Genomic DNA, 15,240 nt, shown 5'->3' on the forward strand with positions numbered 1-15,240 from the left:
CACACCTCCGGCATCCCGCCTGCCGAGGTAGTTTTGAAGGATGCGTGTCGCCCATATCGTCCTGCCCGAAACCACCGAGCCGACGCTGGCCGTCGTGCTCGGGCAGGAGGCCGTGATCGTTCCGGAGCTGTTCGACGCGGCGCCGCGCACCGTCGAGGAGCTCATCGCCGGTGGCGCCGAACTGCGCGCGCGGGTCGAGACGGCCGCGGCGGGGGCCGCGGTGCGGCATCCCCTCGACTCCGTCTCGTACGCCTCCGCGCTCCTCACTCCCCCGGTGATCCTGGCGGTGGGGCTCAACTACGCCGCGCACTCCAGCGAGCTCGGACTCAAGACCGACGCCGCCCCGACCGTCTTCGTGCTGTGGCCGAACTCGCTCGCGGGCCACGAGGCCACGACCACGTGGCCGCGGGCGCTCAGCGAGTCGGTGGACTACGAGGCGGAGCTCGGCGTGATCATCGGCCGGCCCGCCAAGGACGTCACCCCCGAAGAGGCCCTCGACTACGTGTGGGGGTACACGGTCGTCAACGACATCACCGCGCGCGACATCCAGTTCTCGGAGGCGCAGTGGTCGCGGTGCAAGTCGTTCGACGGGTTCACCCCGACCGGCCCGTTCGTGGTGACCGCCGATGAGATCCCCGATCCGCAGGATCTGCACATCTGGACCGTGCTCGACGGGCACACCCTGCAGGACGCGTCGACCGGCCAGATGGTGCGCACGGTGGCGAGCCTCATCTCCCACCTGTCGAAGTCGGTCACGCTGCTTCCGGGCACGCTCATCTCCACCGGGAGCCCCGGCGGTGCCGGCTACTCGCGCGAGCCGCAGGTGTTCCTGCGCGACCGGTCGACGGTGACGGTCGGCATCGACGGCATCGGCGAGCTCACGACGCACTGCCGCATCCTGGACTGATCACCTCGAAGACGACGACGGCGCGCCCCCTCCGGGGGCGCGCCGTCGCTCTTGTTCGCGGAGCGGGACTCAGCCGCAGTCGATCTGGCCGCCGCCTTCGAGGATGTGGATGCCGGGGCCGAGCTCAGCGCAGGCGACGCCGAATCCGGCGATGACGACCGAGAAGACGATGACGCCGATGATGATGCCGACCACCATGAGCACGGAGCTGATGATGATCGCCGCGAGCGCCAGGCCGTTCTTCTGGCCGGCCTTGCGGCTCTGCACGAGCGCGACGATGCCGAGGATCAGGCCGAGCAGCTGGAAGAAGAACGACAGCACGAACGCGACGATGCCGAGCGTCTTTCCGGGCACCGTGGCGGACGCCGGGGCACCCGCAGGAGCCGGCGGCGCCGCCTCGTAGGCCGGCGGCGGTGCCGGGGTGTACGGCGGCGGCGTCGGCGCCGCGCCGGCGGCGGGCGGGGTCTGCGGGTCCTGCGGGTTCTGAGCGTCGGTCATGGCGCCTTCCTGGTTCGGGTTCGGATCGAACCTAGCGGCACCGGACGCCCCGTGTCACCTCGCGGTGCCGGGGTGCCGAGGGCCGCCGCTCAGGCGCCGTGGGGCTGCTCGACCACGTTCTCCGCCGGCTGCACGATCGGGATGGCCGCGGTGATCGCCTCCAGCCCCGACAGCCGCGCCGGCGAGAGCTGCTTGGTCACCTCTTCGCGTGACATCAGCCCCGCCTCCACGACGAGGTCGCCGACGTTGCGGCCGGTCAGGAGCGCGGTCTTGGCGAGGGCCGCCGACGCCGCGTAGCCGATGAACGGCGTGAGGGCGGTGACGACGCCGACCGATGAGCCGACCATGGCGCCCAGACGCTCCCGGTTGGCGGTGATGCCGTCGATGCAGTTCACCCGGAGGGCGTGCATCGCCCGTCGCATCCACGTGATCGACTGGAAGATGGAGTGCGCGATCACGGGCTCGAAGGCGTTGAGCTGCAGCTGCCCGCCCTCGACGGCCATCGTGACGGTGAGGTCGGCACCGGCGACGGCGAAGGCGACCTGGTTCACCATCTCGGGGATGACGGGGTTGACCTTGCCGGGCATGATGCTCGATCCCGCCTGGCGCGCAGGCAGGTTGATCTCGCCGAAACCGGCCTGCGGGCCGGACGAGAGCAGGCGCAGGTCGTTGCAGATCTTCGAGAGCTTGATGGCGTTGCGCTTGAGGGAGGCGGAGAACGACATGAACGAGCCCGTGTCGCTGGTGGCCTCGACCATGTCGCCCGCCAGAGCCAGGTCGAGCCCGGTGATCTCCCGCAGGTGGCGGAGCACCGCGGTCGCGTAGTCGGGGTGGGTCGTGATGCCGGTGCCGATGGCGGTCGCGCCCATGTTGATCTCGTACAGCAGATAGGCGTTCTCGCCGAGGCGCTGGTGGTCGTACCCGAGGGTGGTGGCGAACCCGTGGAACTCCTGGCCGAGGGTCATCGGCACGGCATCCTGCAGCTGCGTGCGGCCCACCTTGAGCACGTCGTGGAACTCCACGGCCTTGGCCAGGAACGACTGGCGCAGCAGGTCCAGCTCCTCCAGGAGGGTCAGCAGGTCCAGCCCCAGGCCCACCTTGATCGCCGTCGGGTAGACGTCGTTGGTCGACTGGCTGCGGTTGGTGTGGTCGATCGGCGACAGGTAGGCGTAGTCGCCCTTCTCACGGCCCGCCATCTCGAGCGCGATGTTGGTGATGACCTCGTTCGCGTTCATGTTGGTCGACGTGCCGGCACCGCCCTGGATCACACCGACCACGAACTGGTCGTGGAACTCGCCGTCGATCACACGCTGGGCGGCGCGGTCGATGAGGTCGGCCCGCACCGGGTCGAGCGCGCCGATCTCGCGGTTCGCGCGCGCCGAGGCCTGCTTGACCATCGCGAGTGCGGTGACCAGGTCCTTGTAGACGGAGATCGGCCGGCGGGAGATGGGGAAGTTCTCGAGCGCCCGGGCGGTGTGGATGCCCCAGTAGGCGTCGTTCGGGATCTCGAGCGATCCCAGCGAATCGGTCTCGGTGCGGGTTCGCGTCATTGCGTCCAGGGCCATGGTGGAGAGTCCTCGTGGGTAGATCACGGCGGTGTGGTGGATGCTTCGAGCCTACCCGCGGGCACGGAGAGGGGGCCTGTACGCCGTGTACGGTTCCCTCGCCCCGCTGTACAGATGGGCGGGTTGCTCACCGCTTCCGCGAGAACTCCTCCAGCCGCTCCCGCGGAGACATCGCCGCCATGCGCGCGACCCACTCGGCCGAGAAGAAGTCGCCGGTGGCGGCATCCACCACGGGCACCACCGCGTGCGTGATGGTGTCGTCGTACACGTGCACGAGATGGAAGGACTGACCGGCATCCATGCCGTTGACGGCTACCGCGGGGCGCGCGAGGTTCATCGTGTAGCAGGTGGCCGCCGCCACGCTCACCGGGATGCCGGCGAAGGTGCCGCTGGTCGAATAGTGGAGGTGGCCGGCGAGGATGCCGCGCACGTCGGTGCCCGCGATCGTGTCGGCGAGGCGGCGCTGGTCGCGCAGCTCCAGGATGTCGAACAGCGGAATGTGGCTGGGCAGCGGCGGGTGGTGGAGGGCCAGGAGCGTCCCCAGCGGCGCGGGCTCGGCGAGGATGCCGCGCAGCCACGCGAGCTGGTCGTCATCGAGGTCGCCGTGATGCCAGCCGGGCACCGTGGTGTCGAGGGCGATCAGGCGCAGGCCGCCGAGGTCGTGCACCGCGGTGACCGGCTGCTGCGTGGGCTCGGCGCCGAGCAGCGCCTCGCGCATCGCGGGGCGCTCGTCGTGGTTTCCGGCGACCCAGACCACGGGGGCGCCGAGGCGGGAGGCCACCGGATCGACGGCGGCGCGGAGGGCGCGATAGGCCTCCGGCTCGCCGAGGTCGGTGAGGTCGCCCGTGAAGATGATCGCGTCGGGGCGGAGGTCCATTCCCTCGACGGCCTCGAGGGTGCGCGCCAGGTTCGCGGCGGTGTCGAAGCGCCCGCCGAGGGGCGGGTTTCCGGCGAGCAGATGCGTGTCGCTCAGGTGGAGGATCGTCCGTCGTGCGGGCGGGTACTGTCCGAACGGCACGTGCGCGGCATCCATGGCCCGAGTCTACGGTCGGGGGTGCGGTCGCTCCCCGGTCGGTGCGGGCGCGTCGTGCTCGCGCCGGGCGGCTCCGCCCGGCTCAGCCGGGAGGACGAGCATCAGTGGGCGAAGACGAGCATCAGTGGTTGAAGACGATCAGCAGCAGGCCGCCGAGCACGGCCGCCGCACAGACCGCGAAGCAGGCGTAGGCGCCGATCAGCGCGACGCGCTTCTGCCCGTCGGTGAGCGGGTTCTTCTTGGCCGCCTTCGCCGCCGCCTTCGCCGCCCGGCGCGCCTCCTTCTCGGAGATCACCGTGATCGCGTCGGTGAACTCCGCCGGCGTGACCACGGGAGCGCGGCCGGAGAGCACCATCAGCCGCAGCCCGAGGGCGTAGAAGAGCACGATCGTGCCGGCGCTCAGCAGCGCGGCGGCGAACACCTGCACGAAGGCGAACCAGTCGATCGCGATCATCGGTCCGCCTCCCCGTCGGTCGTGGCGTCGTCGGCGCGGTCCTGCCGCTTGGCGGCCTTCTTCTCGGCGGCCAGCACCCGTGCCCGACGAGTCGGCGGCGGTGAGGCCGGCACGTCGACGGCAGCACCGGAATCGGCGACCTCGCTCATCGCGTTGCCCGCGTTGACCGAGTCGCGGCGCGAGCGCAGGAACAGGCCGAGCACGATCACCACCGCCAGAGCGGCATCGATCATGATGCCCCAGAAGCCGAGCCACACCACGATCAGCGCGGCCAGTGCGCCGACGGAGCCGGCGGCGGGGAGCGTGAGCACCCAGCCGACCATGATGCGTCCGACCGTGCGCCAGCGCACCTGCGAGCCCCGTCGGCCCAGGCCCGAGCCGATGACCGAGCCCGACGCGACCTGGGTCGTCGAAAGAGCGAAGCCGAGGGCGCTGGAGGCGAGGATGGTGGCAGCGGTGGACGACTCCGCCGAGAAGCCCTGCGCGGGCTTGACGTCGGTGAGGCCCTTGCCGAGCGTGCGGATGATGCGCCAGCCGCCCATGTAGGTGCCGAGGGCGATCGTGATCGCACACGCGAAGATCACCCACGTCTGCGGCTCCGAAGAGGTCTGCCACCCGACCGTGATGAGCGCGAGGGTGATGACGCCCATCGTCTTCTGCGCGTCGTTGGTGCCGTGGGCCAGCGCGACGAGCGAGGAGGTGAAGATCTGGCCGTACCGGAAGCCGTCGCGTCCGTCGGGCTTGCCGTCGTGGCGGCGCGTCACGGCGTAGGCGATCTTCGTCGCCAGGAACGCGATGATCCCCGCCGTCAGCGGCGCGATCAACGCCGGCAGCACGACCTTGCTCATCACGACGCCGAAGTCGATGCCGGCCGCGCCGACGCCGACCAGGGTCGCGCCGATCAGGCCGCCGAACAGCGCGTGCGACGAGGAGGAGGGCAGGCCCAGCAGCCACGTGAGCATGTTCCACGTGATCGCGCCGATGAGCCCCGCGAAGATGATCGCGGGGAAGATGGCCGCGGAGATCTCGTCTTCGCGGATCATTCCGCCCGAGATGGTCTTCGCGACCTCCGTCGACAAGAACGCGCCCACGAGGTTCAGCACGGCCGCCAGCAGCACCGCCGTCCGCGGCTTGAGGGCCCCCGTCGCGATGGGCGTCGCCATCGCGTTCGCGGTGTCATGGAAGCCGTTCGTGAAGTCGAAGAACAGCGCCAGTGCGATGACCAGCACGATGATCAGGGCTGCGGTTTCCACCGTTCGCTTTCGTGTCGAGATGGAGATGTGATGCCGACGGAATCGGCGTGACGAACGAACAGTTCACCCAGGGTTCAGGAACCGGCAACCGGCCAGAAAGAATCCTCGCATCCTCACCGGAGGCGGTCAACTCGGTGGGTGCTGTGGATGGATGCCGCACCATGCGGCCGGCTGTCAGCGGCGCCCACTACCGTGGGAACGGTGAGCGACCACGCATCGTCCCTGCCCGCCGCCCCCCTCGCCCCCACGGCCGACGCACGCCCGATCGTGCGCAGCCACCACGGCGACGATGTCGAGGACCGCTACGAGTGGTTCCGTGCCAAGGAGGACGCGGCCGTCGTCGCCCACCTCGAGGCCGAGAACGCGTACACGGCCTCCCGCACGGCGCATCTCGACCACCTCCGCACGCGCATCTTCGACGAGATCAAGGGACGCACCCTCGAGACCGACCTCTCGGTGCCGACCCGCCGCGGGCAGTGGTGGTACTACGGCCGAACGGTCGAGGGCAAGCAGTACGGCATCCAGTGCCGCGCACCCCTGGCATCCACCGACGATTGGACGCCCCCGGAGCTGTCCCCCGACGTGGCGGTCGAGGGCGAGCAGGTGCTGCTCGATGGCAACGTCGAGGCCGAGGGACACGAATTCTTCTCCCTGGGCAGCTTCGAGGTGTCCAACGACGGCACGCGCATGCTCTACGGCGTCGACGTCGCCGGCGACGAGCGCTACACGGTGCGCGTGCGCGACCTCGTCACCGGGGAGCAGCTTGCCGATGAGATCCCGGACACCTTCGCGGGCGCATCGTTCTCCCCCGACGGCCGGTTCATCGTGTACACGACCGTCGACGACGCGTGGCGCCCCGACACCGTGTGGCTGCACGAGCTGGGCACCCCGGTGGCCGACGACGTCACGCTGTTCCACGAGCCCGACGAGAAGTACTGGGTCGGCGCGGGGTTCACCCGCAGCGACCGGTACCTGGTCATCGGCCTGGGTTCGTCCATCACCTCCGAGGAGTGGCTGGTCGATGCCGACGACCTGCGGTCCGAGCCGCGGGTCGTCTGGCCCCGCACCGAGGGCGTCGAATACGACTCCGAGCACGCGGTGGTCGACGGCGAGGACGTGCTCTACATCGTGCACAACCAGGGCGCCCTGGACTTCGAGATGGTGCGGGTCACGGCATCCGACCCCCAGGGTGCGCGCGAGACGGTGATCGCGCACGAGCCCGGTCAGCGACTGCTCGGGCTTTCGACCTTCCGCGATTGGGGCGTCGTCGCCTACCGACGAGCGGGACTCGCGCGCATCGGGCTACTCGACTACGCCACCGGCGCCGTCGAGGAGATCGCCTTCGACGAGCCTCTCTACGCGGTCGGCGGCGGCGGCAACCCGGAATGGGCACCGCCGGTGCTGCGCCTCGGGTACGGTTCGTTCGTCACACCCGGCACCGTCTACGACTACGACATCGTCAGCCGACAGCTGCACCTTCGCAAGCAGCAGCCGGTGCTCGGCGGGTACGACCCGGCGGACTACGCCCAGGCGCGGGTGTGGGCGACCGCGCAGGACGGCACGCAGATCCCGATCTCCCTCGTGTGGAAGCGCGCGTTCGGAGACGCCGGCGCAGCGCCCCGGCCGCTGCACCTGTACGGGTACGGGTCGTACGAGCACTCGATCGAGCCCGGGTTCTCGGTGCCGCGCCTGTCGGAGCTCGATCGCGGCGTGATCTTCGCCGTCGCCCACGTGCGCGGCGGCGGCGAGATGGGCCGTCAGTGGTACGAGGACGGCAAGCTGCTGAACAAGCGCAACACGTTCACCGACTTCGTCGACTGCGCGCTGCACCTCATCGACCACGGGTACACGACCGCGTCTCAGATGGTCGCCGAGGGCGGATCGGCCGGCGGGCTGCTGATGGGCGCCGTCGCCAACCTCGCCCCCGAGCTGTTCGCCGGCGTGCTCGCCGACGTGCCGTTCGTCGACGCCCTCACGACGATCCTCGACCCGTCGCTGCCGCTGACCGTGATCGAGTGGGACGAGTGGGGCGACCCCCTGCACAACGCCGACGTGTACGCCTACATGAAGTCGTACTCGCCGTACGAGAACGTCCGGCACGACGTGGAGTACCCGCGCATCCTCGCGGTCACCTCTCTCAACGACACGCGCGTGCTCTACGTCGAGCCGGCGAAGTGGGTCGCGCGTCTGCGCGAGGTGGGCGCCGACGCGATGCTCAAGTGCGAGATGGTCGCCGGCCACGGCGGCGTCTCGGGCCGCTACAACGCGTGGCGCGAGCGCGCGTTCGAGCTCGCCTGGCTGCTCGACGTGCTCGGCGTCGCCGACGCCTGACGCGGCGCGGGGCGGCGCGCGGGGCGGCGCGCGGGGCGGCGCGCGGGCGCGGGGCGCGGGGGCGGCGCGCGGGCGGGGGCGGCGCGCGCGGGCGCGCGGCCCAGCCATTTGCCGAGAACCGGTGATCCGACGTAGACAGGCCGGGAACGGCATCCACTCGCCTGTTCTCGGCAGATCACCTGATCTCGGCAAGAGTGCGAGCGGGTGCAGCTTCCCCACACCGCCGACCACGGCTCCGCCCGGCGCCCAGCCATTTGCCGAAAACCGGTGATCCGACGTAGACAGGCCGGGAACGGCATCCACTCGCCTGTTCTCGGCAGATCACCTGATCTCGGCAAGAGTGCGAGCGGGTGCAGCTTCCCCACACCGCCGACCACGGCTCCGCCCGGCGCCCAGCCATTTGCCGAAAACCGGTGATCCGACGTAGAAAGGCCGGGAACGGCATCCACTCGCCTGTTCTCGGCAGATCACCTGATCTCGGCAAGAGTGCGAGCGGGTGGGGCGCAGGGCTTCCTCCCCAGTCCACGGGGTCGTCGAAGCCATCCACATTCGTCGGTTCCAGGCGGGCGAGCGCTTCGGCGCGGGACATGCTCGTGGTCATGCCCGCTCACACTTCGCTCCCACGCGCCACCGAGATGCTCGTCAAGCAGGACCTCCGACGACGTCGCCTCCTGGCATGGATCGAGGAGCGGCACGGGATCGCGCACACGTCCGCCGTGCGAGCGGCGGGGTTCTCCCGGTACGACATCGCCGCGCTGGTCGAAGGCGGGCAGCTGCGGCGGGTGCGGAGATCCTGGCTCGTGACAGCGGCGTGCGATCCGCGGCGAGAGAGCGCGGCGTCGGTGGGTGGGCGGGTGACGTGCGTGAGCGCGGCCGCGCTGCACGATCTCTGGGTTCCCGACCACGAGGACACGCACGTCGCCGTGCCGGGCACGTCATCGCGCCTCGAGGCCGATGGCCTGCAGCTTCATTGGGCGATCGGTCCGGCGCCGGTCGGCCGCAACGACACCATCGATCCGGTCATCAACGTGCTCTTCCACGTCGCCTGCTGCCTCCCCCAGCACGACGCGCTCGCGGTGTGGGAGTCGGCCGTGCGCACGCAGCTCGCCGACCTCGGTGTGCTCAAGCGCGTGGCATGGCGCCGGGCGGCGCCGGCAGAGCTCGCCGAGCTCGCGTCCTCGCTGTCCGACTCGGGGATCGAGACCCGCTTCGTCGCCGGCATGCGGCGCGCCGGTGTCCTCGTGCGGCAGCAGGTGTGGATCGACGGCCATCCCGTCGATGCGCTGATCGGCCGATCGCTGGTCGTGCAGCTCGACGGGTTCGCCCATCACAGGTCTGCGGCGGATCGACGCCGCGACCTCGAGGCGGACGCGCGCCTCATCGCGCGCGGATACGTCGTTCTGCGGTTCGACTACCAGCAGGTCATGTTCCGGTGGGACTACGTGCTCGAGACGATCCTCACGGCGATCGCGCAGAACGCGCACCGTCAGCCCGTCGCCGAGATCAGGCGATCCGCCGAGAACAGGCCGTGTGCGGCATCCACCGTCCTGTCTGCGCCAGATCACCTGTTCTCAGGCAGTGGGTGCCGGGTGCCGGTGGCGGCCATCCCGCGCCGACGCGCTCGCCGAGATCAGGTGATCCGCCGAGAACAGGCCGATGGATGCCGCGAACAACCTGTTCTCGGCAGAACACCTGTTCTGGGCAAGTGGTGGCTGCGGGCAGGCCGAGCCCGCTGCCGGCCAGCCCGGCGCAGACCCCAGGCAGCCCGAAGCAGCCCCCGGGCAGGCCGAAGGGCGTCAGCCGAAGAGGGCGGAGGCCTCGTCGTAGCGGTAGCGGGGCACGGTGTTGAGCTCGCCGAGCGCCTCGGCGAAGGGGACGCGCACGATGTCGGTGCCCTTGAGGGAGACCATCTGGCCCCATGCGCCGTCGACGACGGCGTCGGCCGCGTGCAGGCCCAGGCGCGTGGCGAGCACGCGGTCGAAGGCCGACGGCGATCCGCCGCGCTGGATGTGGCCGAGAACGGTGGCGCGGGTCTCGATGCCGGTGATGCGCTCGATCTCGGGGGCCAGCACCTCGCTGATGCCGCCGAGGCGGGGGCGGTTGAAGGCGTCGAGGCCCTTGTCGCTGTAGGCCTCGTCCATGCCGGTGAGCGTGAAGCCCTCCGAGACGACGACCAGCGGCGCGCGACCGCGGTCGTGGGCCTTGGTCACCAGGTCGGTGATCTCGTCGATCGACTGCGGCACCTCGGGGATGCAGATGGCGTGGGCGCCGGCGGCCATGCCTGCGTGCAGGGCGATCCAGCCGACGTGACGGCCCATGACCTCGGCGACCATGCAGCGCTGGTGCGAATCGCCGGTGGTGCGCAGGCGGTCCATCGCATCGGTGGCGATGTTGACGGCGGTGTCGAAGCCGAACGAGTAGTCGGTGGCCCGCAGGTCGTTGTCGATCGTCTTCGGAACGCCCAGCACGTTGATGCCGTCGTTGGCCAGGCGGTTCGCCGCGGCGAGCGTCCCCTCGCCGCCGATCGCGATGATGCCGTCGATGCGGTGTCCGTACATCGTCTTGGCGATGTTCTCCGCACCGCCGCGGGGGCCCTCGTACGGGTTCGTCCGGCTGGTGCCGAGGATCGTCCCGCCGACCTTCGACAGACCCTTGACCTCGTGCCGCGTGAGCGGGAAGAAGTCGCCGTCGACGACTCCGCGCCAGCCGTCGCGAATGCCGACGAACTCGAGATCGTACGTCGTCGTGCCCTTCAGCACGACACCGCGGATGACGGCGTTCAGTCCGGGGCAGTCGCCGCCGCTGGTCAGGATGCCGATCTTCATAGCTGAGTCCTCGCTGTCGGGTGGAGATATCGGCGACAGTGCCATCCCCGACACTAGCGCCGGATGCCGCCCCCCTGCCACACGGCGGGGGACGGCATCCGATCTCAGACAGCGGGCCGCGTCAGTCGGCGCCGAGCGCCTGACGCAGCAGGTGCATGAGCGCCGACAGCTGCACGGAGTCGCTGGACTGCGGGTCGACAGCGTCGCCGTCGAGCGCGCGCTGGGCGAGCCCCTGCTTGGAGTCGATGAGCTCCGCGATCTTCGTGTCGATCGTGTGCGCGGCGATGATCCGCCACGCCGTGACGGGCTCGTCCTGGCCGATCCGGTGAACGCGGTCGATCGCCTGGGTCTGCTCGGCGGCGGTCCACGACAGCTCCGCGAGAACGACGTTCGACGCGGCCTGCATGTTCACGCCGACACCGGCGGCGGTCAGCGAACAGACCGCGATACCGACCTCGGGGTCGTTGTTGAAGGCGTCGATCGCCTCCTGGCGCGCGGGGGTGCTCTGATCGCCGCGGATCGAGACGCTCCGCAGGCCCGCGTTCGCGAAGTGCGCCTCCGCGGCATCCATGACGTCGACGTGCTTCGCGAAGAAGACCACCTTGTCGACCGAGCGCTGCAGCTGCAGGGCGTAGTCGGCCGCGAGGAGGGCCTTGGCCTGACCGATGCGACGCACCATCGTGAAGACGTTCTCCGAGCCCGTGCCGGCGGCCTTGGACTCCTCGAGCTCGTTGTGGGCGACCAGACGCACGATGTCGTCGTCGATCTCCCCCGGGGCCAGACCGCGGTCGCCGCGGGCCTCGATGATGCGACGGTACTTCGCCGCGAGCCGCTCGCCGAGTTCACGCTCGGCCTGGCGGATCGAGCGCCCGAACTCGTCGTCGAGCTCCACCGGGAGATCGGCGATGAGCTTGTCGGGGAGGTCCTTGGCCACGTCCTTCTTCTTGCGGCGGACGATGCCCATCGAGATGACCGCGCCGCGGGCCTCCGGGTAGAACGCCTTGTCGGCCGGCGTGAGACCGGTCGCGTCGAGCTTCTCCATGAGTTCGGGGCCGGGCTTCTCGCCGTTGGTCCAGCCGAGGAATCGCCAGATCGCGTCGAAGTCCTCGACGTCGTTGATCAGCGGCGTTCCCGTGAGGGCGAGCATGAGCGGGTCGCGCACCTGCTCGCGGATGCGACCGGCCAGCGCCAGCACGTTCTGCGAGCGCTGCGAGGTGAGGTTCTTGATGAAGTGCGCCTCGTCGACGACCATGCCTTGAAGCCCGATCGAGCTGAGCCAGGACAGGTGCCGGTCGAGGATCTCGTAGTTGACGATGAACACGTCGGCGAACGCGTCGATGTTCTCGCCGTCGCCGTGGATCACGGTGGCCCGCCGCTGCGGCGTCCACCGCTCGACCTCGCGCGCCCAGTTCATCTTCACGACGTTCGGCACGACGGCCAGGAGCGGATAGGCACCGGCGACCGAGGCCGCGAGCACCGACTGCGCGGTCTTGCCGAGTCCGGGCTCGTCGGCCAGCAGGAAGCTGCGGTGGCCCTCGCGCACCGCTTCGAGGAACCGCGACTGGTGCGGCATGACATCGAGGCCACGCGGCGACAGGCGATCGAACTCGGGCGTCGGGGGCAGCTCCATGGTGGCGGCTCCGCCGCCCGCCCCCATCTCGAACGACTTGTAGAGGGGCCCCATGAGCTCCCACCCGTCGAGACGGCGGCGGGGTGTCTGCTTGGCGACGCGCATCGTCAGGTCGGGCGCGAGGAACGGGTTCGCGAGCTGCCGCGACTCGATGGCGACCGGCACGACCTGGCGCTCGGCGAGCGCGGCCGGCACGACGGGCGCGGCGGCGGGCGCGGCATCCGTGATGATCAGCTCGTCGGGGGCCAGCTCGGCGCCCGACTCGAGCAGCCAGTCGCGGCGCATGCGGCGGGCGACCGGGGAGGTGGCCTGGTCGACCTCGAGCAGCTGGATGAGCGAGGTGTCGCGGGCCGCGGTCTTGGCGAGGATGGTCGCCACGCCGTCGAGGCGCTTGAGCAGCTCCGCACGGGCCGACTCCGCGATCTCGCCGTCGGCTTTCACGCGGGCGCGCTCCTCGCGCACCAGGAAGGCGATCACCTGGAACTTGACGCGGTTGGTCGGGCCGAGCTTGCCGCGCTGGGCCTTGGCCTCGACCTCGCGCACCTTGCGGGCGAGGATCGGGATGATGGGCGCCTCGTCGTCGCGTCGTGCGGACGATGTGCGGCGTCGGCGCTGTGTTCTGCCGTTCTGGGCGGCGGGTGCCGTGGTCGGCATGCTCCTCCTGAGCGTATGTGCCGGAATGCTCCGGCGTCGCCGGAGGCGGGCATTGCGTGCTGCGGGTTCCCGCGGGCGGCTCGGTAGCCGTCGCGAACGCGGGGTCGGAGTGCTCCCCCTGAGCCGCTGGCACTCGCTTCAGCGAGCCGCGACCGCCGTGGCGGGTACTCCGCGGGCAATTCTAGCGCGATCAGCGCGTTTCAGCCCCACAGACTCGCGATGATGTCGTCGGTGTAGCCCTCGGGGTGCGCGTTGAGCCACGCGGTGGCGATCCAGCCGCCGTCGCGGAGGAAGTGGTCCTCGCCGAGGAGGTACGGCTGGTCGTCGAGGGTGACACCGCGCTGTTCGATCCGGCACAGTGCGCCGCCGGCGACCGGTTCGCAGCCGAACCCGGCCTCTGCCAGCGCCCCCGTCACCGCGTCGACCTGGGCGGAGTCGAGTGCCGAGACGGTCGTCGAGACCCCCACCTCGCCGGGGCGCCCCCACGTGCAGCGCAGGGTCGGGATGCCGCTGCCGAGCAGCTCCAGTGCGGTCGCGTTCTGCGTCGAGAGCATCGTCACGCCCGGATCGTTCAGAGGCCCGACCTGGGCTTCCACCGTCGATCTCATCGACGCGGAGATGAGGCGATCGCACGAGTCGGGCACCGCGAACCCGGTCGGCACCGGAGGCGACGAGGTCGCGGCCGGGGCCGTCGCGGTCGGCGCGGCCGGTGCCGGCGACGTGGCCGCCGGGGTGGACGGGCGCGGCGAGGCGGAACTCGCCGCGGGGCGCGAGGTCGGGCCGGCCGAGGGCGTCTCGGGCGCGCACCCGGCCATGGCGACGAGCAGCCCGGTCGTCAGCACGGCGACGGCGATCCTGCCCCGGGCGCGCGTGTACGGCATCCCGCCCCCTTCCCGCGGGCGCCCGCCCCCGACGCGATCGACGCTACGGGCCGCCGCGCGCGCCGCGAGCGCCGACGCGCCGATCGCCCGTTGCGCGCCGCTCCACCCGATCGACTTCGCGCCGATCGCCCGCCGCGCGACGCCCCGCCCGACCGACCCCCGCCCGCGCGCCGCCCCGCCCGATCGACGCCCGCCGTCAGGGACGCGCCTGCACGAGCGCGGTGCGCTGCCACGCCGACAGCAGCCGAGGGTCGTCGGTGACGATGCCGTCGACCCCGAGCGCGGTCACGGCATCCCACTGCGTGTCCTCGTTGAGGGTGTAGACGACCACGCGCATGCCTGCATCGTGCAGCCGGTCGACGACCTCGGGGCGCGCCATCACGGCCTTGCGGGCCGCGATCACGCCGCGCACGCCCGCCTGTTCGGCCGCGCGCACGACGTCGTCGGGGAGGTGCTTGAGGATCAGCAGACGCGGGACGACCTCCGAGACCGCGCCGACCAGTGCGAGGGAGCGCGCGTCGAAGCTCGCGACCGACACGCGGCGCTCGAGGCCGCGGGATTCGACGGCGGCGATGACGGATGCCACTGCTGCGGCATCCCACTCCCCCTTCAGCTCCACGATCGCGCGCCCGCGGGCGGCGTCGAGCACGTCGAGGAACTCCTCGGCCGTCGGCACTCGCACGCCGGCGAACTCCTCGGCGAACCACGACCCGGCGTCGAGGGCGCGCACCTCGGCGAGCGTGAGCGCAGCGATCGGCCCGGTCCCGTCGGTGGTGCGGTCGACCGTCGCGTCATGCATGAGCACGGGATGGCCGTCGGCGGTGAGGGCGAAGTCCACCTCGACGTGGTCGAATCCGGCCGCCAGCGCGGCGGCGATCGCGGGCAGGGTGTTCTCGGGCGCCGCCATGCCGGCGCCGCGGTGGCTGGCGATGAACGCGGCATCACCGGGTGTGCGCGCCTCGCCGAGCGCCTCGGTGGTGCTCACTCTGGCGGGCGACGCCCCCAGGAACGCGATCACGAGGCTCAGCACCGCCAGCACGCACACCACGAGGAGCGCGTGGAGGCGATCGCGGGCGCGGTCGGGCAGGGCTTCGTCGGGCATTCGGGCATGTCCTCCGGGTCTTCGCCACGTCGTCATCGACGCGGTGCGAACACTCTAGCCCGACCGTTACCGTTCTGTGATCTTTTTTTCCCCGGCAGGTCTATCGT

Annotated in this window: 11 protein-coding genes and 1 pseudogene; 3 read left to right on the forward strand and 9 right to left on the reverse strand. The window is 70.8% G+C overall.

Annotated features, from left to right (window positions below):
* Positions 1 to 40 precede the first annotated feature (40 nt).
* Entirely contained in the window at positions 41 to 907 is an 867-nt protein-coding gene (locus tag HQM25_RS11025; protein ID WP_172990272.1) for a fumarylacetoacetate hydrolase family protein, read from the forward strand.
* A gap of 69 nt (positions 908 to 976) precedes the next feature.
* Here HQM25_RS11025 and HQM25_RS11030 read toward each other — a convergent pair whose 3' ends face one another.
* The 5 genes from HQM25_RS11030 to HQM25_RS11050 form a co-directional block, all read right to left on the reverse strand.
* Positions 977 to 1,405, reverse strand: a complete 429-nt coding sequence (locus HQM25_RS11030; RefSeq protein ID WP_172990273.1) for a DUF4190 domain-containing protein — start codon at positions 1,403 to 1,405, stop codon at positions 977 to 979.
* Positions 1,406 to 1,494: 89 nt separating this feature from the next.
* Positions 1,495 to 2,970: an aspartate ammonia-lyase gene (locus HQM25_RS11035; RefSeq protein ID WP_172990274.1), complete on the reverse strand. Its 1,476-nt coding sequence runs from the start codon at positions 2,968 to 2,970 to the stop codon at positions 1,495 to 1,497.
* 127 nt (positions 2,971 to 3,097) lie between these two features.
* Positions 3,098 to 4,003: a phosphodiesterase gene (locus HQM25_RS11040; protein WP_172990275.1), complete on the reverse strand. Its 906-nt coding sequence runs from the start codon at positions 4,001 to 4,003 to the stop codon at positions 3,098 to 3,100.
* A 121-nt stretch (positions 4,004 to 4,124) separates the two neighbouring features.
* Positions 4,125 to 4,457 (reverse strand): peptidase, encoded by a 333-nt coding sequence (locus HQM25_RS11045; RefSeq protein WP_172990276.1) that lies wholly within the window; start codon positions 4,455 to 4,457, stop codon positions 4,125 to 4,127.
* On the reverse strand, positions 4,454 to 5,710 hold the full coding sequence (locus HQM25_RS11050; protein WP_172990277.1) for an inorganic phosphate transporter: 1,257 nt from the start codon (positions 5,708 to 5,710) through the stop codon (positions 4,454 to 4,456). Before HQM25_RS11050 ends, HQM25_RS11045 begins: the two co-directional genes overlap by 4 nt.
* Before the next feature lie 147 nt (positions 5,711 to 5,857).
* On the opposite strand from HQM25_RS11050, the gene HQM25_RS11055 reads away from it, so the two are divergent.
* Both HQM25_RS11055 and HQM25_RS17845 read left to right on the forward strand, forming a co-directional pair.
* Complete coding sequence (locus HQM25_RS11055) at positions 5,858 to 8,041, forward strand: S9 family peptidase (RefSeq protein WP_172990278.1); 2,184 nt, start codon at positions 5,858 to 5,860, stop codon at positions 8,039 to 8,041.
* A 1,220-nt stretch (positions 8,042 to 9,261) separates the two neighbouring features.
* Positions 9,262 to 9,450 (forward strand): annotated as a pseudogene (locus HQM25_RS17845) (DUF559 domain-containing protein); the annotation flags it as partial.
* A 387-nt stretch (positions 9,451 to 9,837) separates the two neighbouring features.
* On the opposite strand, the gene HQM25_RS11065 reads toward HQM25_RS17845, so the two are convergent.
* From HQM25_RS11065 to HQM25_RS11080, 4 genes are all read right to left on the reverse strand, one after another.
* Complete coding sequence (locus tag HQM25_RS11065) at positions 9,838 to 10,866, reverse strand: ATP-dependent 6-phosphofructokinase (RefSeq protein ID WP_172990279.1); 1,029 nt, start codon at positions 10,864 to 10,866, stop codon at positions 9,838 to 9,840.
* A 121-nt stretch (positions 10,867 to 10,987) separates the two neighbouring features.
* Positions 10,988 to 13,150 (reverse strand): DEAD/DEAH box helicase, encoded by a 2,163-nt coding sequence (locus HQM25_RS11070; protein ID WP_172990280.1) that lies wholly within the window; start codon positions 13,148 to 13,150, stop codon positions 10,988 to 10,990.
* Positions 13,151 to 13,350: 200 nt separating this feature from the next.
* Positions 13,351 to 14,031, reverse strand: a complete 681-nt coding sequence (locus tag HQM25_RS11075; RefSeq protein ID WP_172990281.1) for a hypothetical protein — start codon at positions 14,029 to 14,031, stop codon at positions 13,351 to 13,353.
* Between the two features lie 196 nt (positions 14,032 to 14,227).
* The gene (locus tag HQM25_RS11080; RefSeq protein WP_172990282.1) at positions 14,228 to 15,133 is read right to left on the reverse strand and encodes a glycerophosphodiester phosphodiesterase; all 906 of its coding nucleotides are present in this window, start codon (positions 15,131 to 15,133) and stop codon (positions 14,228 to 14,230) included.
* Positions 15,134 to 15,240 lie beyond the last annotated feature (107 nt).

Source organism: Microbacterium hominis, assembly GCF_013282805.1.
GTDB lineage: Bacteria > Actinomycetota > Actinomycetes > Actinomycetales > Microbacteriaceae > Microbacterium > Microbacterium hominis_B.